This window comes from Pseudorhodoplanes sp., assembly GCF_046289595.1.
Classification (GTDB): Bacteria; Pseudomonadota; Alphaproteobacteria; order Rhizobiales; family Xanthobacteraceae; genus Pseudorhodoplanes.
In genome coordinates this window covers 1-4,359 of record NZ_JBKBVB010000197.1, presented here as the reverse complement: position 1 = coordinate 4,359, position 4,359 = coordinate 1, and the positions used below count along the sequence as shown (strand labels likewise).

4 protein-coding genes and 1 pseudogene are annotated in these 4,359 nt (G+C 65.3%); all 5 read right to left on the bottom strand.

The annotated features are described in order from the left end of the window. Positions 1-613: pseudogene (locus ACK41X_RS22740) on the bottom strand (response regulator receiver protein); the annotation flags it as partial. Between the two features lie 40 nt (positions 614-653). After that, positions 654-1,100, bottom strand: a complete 447-nt coding sequence (locus tag ACK41X_RS22735; protein ID WP_409728379.1) for a hypothetical protein — start codon at positions 1,098-1,100, stop codon at positions 654-656. After that, positions 1,078-2,715, bottom strand: coding sequence for a type II and III secretion system protein family protein (locus ACK41X_RS22730; protein WP_409728376.1), 1,638 nt, complete (start codon positions 2,713-2,715; stop codon positions 1,078-1,080). The genes ACK41X_RS22735 and ACK41X_RS22730 overlap by 23 nt, the downstream gene beginning before the upstream one ends. Positions 2,716-2,753: 38 nt before the next feature. Further along, positions 2,754-3,626 carry a Flp pilus assembly protein CpaB gene (gene cpaB, locus ACK41X_RS22725; RefSeq protein WP_409728373.1) on the bottom strand — a complete coding sequence of 291 codons (873 nt, stop codon included), beginning with the start codon at positions 3,624-3,626 and terminating at the stop codon, positions 2,754-2,756. Between the two features lie 391 nt (positions 3,627-4,017). Beyond that, on the bottom strand, positions 4,018-4,359 hold a 342-nt coding region (locus ACK41X_RS22720; RefSeq protein WP_409728371.1), incomplete at its 5' end, for an AMP-binding enzyme.

Here is a 4,359-nt window from a genome sequence, read left to right as displayed (position 1 = left end):
GGGGCTCGATCTCGGAGAGATCGAGCCGCGGCTCGAGGTCGAGATACTCGGCGCAGGCGCCGTGCTGGAGGTTGAGATCGACGAGGCAGGTCGAAGTGCGGCTGCGCGGGGCCTTCGACAGCAGCATCATCGCGCTTTCAATGGCGAGCGTCGTGACCCCGGCGCCGCCAACCGCGGGGATGAAGGTGTAAACTTCGGCCTCGGTGTCCTCGCTCGGCGTTGGCTTGACGACGCGCGCGCAGGTGCGGACGAGATCGACCGACGACACCGGCTTCACCAGGAAATCGGCGATCTTCATCTGGATCAAGGTCCGCGCGAGCTGGGCATCGCATTCCTGCGCCACCACAACGACCGGCGGCCAACCGGCCGTGCGGATTGCAAGTCTCTCAAGCGCCCGCATTTCTTCGGCATCTTGTGGATCGAGATCGGCAACGATGACGGTCGCGCCATCGGTGTCGACGGTGTCGGCCGCGTCGGATAAAGCGGACTCGACCAGGTCGAGCCCGATTTGCGGGCTCGAACTGAACGTTCTGCGTATCTGCTGCGCAAAGTCCGGGTCGGCGGTCAGCACCACCACACGGGTCCGGCTGCTCGTCGGGGCTTCTTTGCTCATGCGCATGGCGTCACTCGTAGCGATCCGGTGGATGAAGGTTTTACTGCGACTGACTCGCGGTTTGAGGCTGCGACCGTTGCGGAGCGGCCCAGGGCGAAGGCGACCTGTCTTGCTGTTGCGACGCGTTGTTGCGGCCGTTCTGCGACGCTCCCCTGACGGCTTCCGTGGTGTAGTCCGGTGCCGGCTGCGGCTGGGTGCCTGAATCCGAGGTGAGCGGACTCATCGGCCGGATCACGTTGCGCGTGCGGTAGCGCTCGACCGCGCCCTGCATCCGCTCGCCGTTGAAGGCGATGTTGCGGTTGGCGCTGTAGGGCGGCCAGGGATCGACCATCATCGTGACCTGGTTGATCGCCTTGGCGTCCCCGGCATAGGGCACCACGGTCTCGCGCCGGTCGAAATAGATGTCGGAACATCCGGCCAGCGCACATGATGCGGCGAGCAGTATCGCAGGCAGCGCCGACGTCTTAGTATTTGACGGACAGGACATGACCCACCTCCTTGGCTGCGACAGCGGCGGGCCGCGGCTGAACATCGAGCATATGACCGGTATAGTTGCGCATGACGCCGGTATTGGCCTTGGCGAGGCCGCGCGGAATTTCCGGCTTGCCCATCAGGAAAAAGTCGGCGTCGTTCGGCGGCAGCGTGCTGTCGAGCGGGGTTGCGATCTTGTCGCCGGGGCGCGCCGGCCGCACGAGGCGCGGCGTGACGATAATGGCGAGATCGGTTTCCTTCTTCTTGTAGGCTGCCGAACGGAACAGCGCGCCGAGGATTGGCACATCGCCAAGCCACGGCAATTGTTCCTGCGCGGTCTCACCCTGGCTCTGCAGAAGCCCACCGATGACAAAGCTCTGGCCGTCGCGCAGTTCGACCGTGGTCGAGGCGCGGCGCACGATCAGCGGCGGCACCGACACGCCGGCCACGGTGACCGGATTGGCCATGTCGAGCTGGCTGACTTCGGGCTCGATCTTCAGATTGATGACGCCGTCGGAGAGCACCGTCGGCGTGAAGGCGAGGCCGACGCCGTATTTCTTGTAGGTGATGGCGACCGCGCCCAGCCCCTGCGGCACCGGGACCGGGAATTCGCCGCCGGCGAGAAAGCTCGCCGTATCGCCGGACAAGGCGGTGAGGTTCGGTTCCGCCAGCGATCGCGCCATGCCCTTGGCCTCGAGCGCATTGATCAGCACATCGACCGACAGCCCGTTGGTGATCAGCTTGCCGACCAGAAAGCCGAACGGAGCGGCGCCGGAGAGCACGCCCGCGGCGACGATCTGGGAGATCGTCTGGGCGGAGGCCGCGACGTTCGGCCCGCCGGAGGTCACGCCCGGCTGTTTCCAGGCGTCGGCGCCCGGGGTTGCATTGGTCCCCGTGATCGGCAGCCGGTCGGCCGATTGGCGCGAGCCGATATTGCCCATGAAACGGCCGTTGCTGGCGGTCGGGTTCCACTGAATGCCAAGTTCGCGGCCGGCCTGCCGGTTGGCCTCGATGAAGCGCACCTCGAGCATGACCTGCTGCGGCGACGCTACCGTCATCGAATTGATGATGTCCGGGCCGAATTGCCGCGCCAGCGTGACGGCGCGGTCGACGGTCGGGGCGTCATGCACGGCGCCGGACAGCATGATGCGGCCATTCACCGAGCTCGCACGGATTTTCGAACCGGGGAAGTGACGGTCGAGCGCGGATTGCAGCGGCGAAATATCGTGGATCACCTCCACGTCGAACACGCCGACCAGCTTCTTGTCCTCGGCATAGGCCGACACCCGTGTCGTTCCGGTCTTGCGGCCGAGGATCGACAGCGTACGATCGGTCAAGGGCGACACGTCGGCGATGTCCGGGTCGGCAACGACCAGTTCGACGAAGCCGGCATCGGTGCGCACGTCCTCGCTCTTGCCGATCACGACGCCGACCGTTGCGGTGCGCTTGGCCGCAACCATCTGTACGAGCCGCTGCGCCGAGGCGATGCCGAGCCCCGGCAAGATCGGCTCGGCAATCACGATCGACAATCCAACCGCCAGCACGCGCGCTGCGATCGAGCGGCGCAACCGCCCCTTCGCACCTTTCCGCCGCCTCTCGGCGCCGGCACCGTTATTCCACTTGCTGTTCACGACACACTCCCCACCCAAAAAAGGTCCCCGTTTCCCCGTTATTGCCTCCGCCCCTGCGTCCCCCCGGACGCAAGCTGCGGGCTTCCAGCGCCGTCGACCGGCACCTCGTATGTTTGCGTCTGTCCGCCGCGCCTCACCGACACATTGGTCACCCCGCCCTTTTTCTGCGGACCGGCGCGCTCCGGTTTGCTCAGATCGTCGAGCGTCACGCGCCGCGTCGGCTGCGCATCGACCTCGCCGGCCTTGCGCAGCAGAAGCGACAGACTGCCGACCGAGGCGGCGAGCCAGATTTTCTGGGCGCCAAGGGTGTCAACTTCGAGCGTCACCGCTTTGGCGACCGCCGCCTTGCTGGACCGGTCGTCGGCGCTCTGGTCGACCGCGAGCACGCGGGCATTCTGCAGCACGACTTCGGTCGAGGCGTTGCCCTTCTCGAGCTGGCGGGTCAGCACGACGTCGACGCGATCGCCCGGGAGCACAAAGCCGCCGACGCCCTCGACATCGTTGACGCGAACCGAAACCGCCTTCATGCCTTCGCCGACGATCGCCGACAATGTCGCGCGCTGTCCGGGTCCGGTGACCTTGATCGCCAGCACCGGCTCGTTCGCCTCGACAGGGGCCAGCACCACGCGCCGGTCGCCGGACAACAGATCGGAAATCTTCCCGAAAGCGCCTTGCGGCATCGCCTCGGCGGGCCACGGCACTTCGCGCAAATGCTCACGCGCAAGCTCGGTGCCGAACGGCAGGCGCTGCGTAGCAACCACGACGGTGTTGGTGGTCAGCGGCTTCTTGTTTGCTTCGAGACTGCGCAAGCGGCGCTCGGCCTGGCCGTTCAACCACGCTTGCGCGACAAAGACGGCAAGCAGGCCGAAGGCCATGGCAAGCGCAACCATGATGATTGTTGACTTCCGCACGACGACCTTCCCGAAACTGACGCTGTCTTGTTGTTTGCGCCGCTTTCGCAGATCACTATCGCGATAGGGTCGTATTGAATTGGTGAAGCATTACGGGCTTCTGACGCTATGCTAAAAAGCGGTTTAAACGTCAGGCTTTACAAAAACTGTCGCAACATCGCGAACGCGCGCTTAACCTTGCGCAAGCGTTGACGGCGATCCTCGCGATCGCATGCAGCTTTGCCCGTCGCGACGGCACTGTTGCGATGACATGCGCGTTTCGCCTCATGGAGCAGATCATGGCGCGGGGACGAATCCGGCCATGACGCGCGCACGAATCGCAGTGAATCAAATCCGAAGCTGCGTGGTTAAACGCTACTTACCGTGATGACGGCCAAGTGCGCTGGCGCAATCATGCGGGCACCGGCGGACGCGCGTCGGCGGCCTGCGCCCGCTCCTCCTTCGCGGTCTTGGCAAGCGTCAGCAGATCGACCTTGCCGGAACCGAGCATCGGCAGCTTCTCCATGACGATGACCTCGGCGGGGATCATCAGTTCGGAGACATGGCGCGCGCGCGCAAACGCGATGAAGTCGGAGCGGTTGGCGCCGGCCTTGTTGGTATAGAGCAGGAGCCGCTCGCCCTTGCGCGCGTCCGGCACCGAGACCACCGCGGAGATCGCATCGGGCCACAGATCGCCGGCCAGCGCCTCGACCGCCGCAAACGACACCATCTCGCCGCCGACCTTGGCGAAGCG

Bases quoted from the DNA above. Each gene is read 5' to 3' on its own strand.
- ACK41X_RS22735 (WP_409728379.1), bottom strand. From the start codon at position 1,100: ATGTCCTGTCCGTCAAATACTAAGACGTCGGCGCTGCCTGCGATACTG.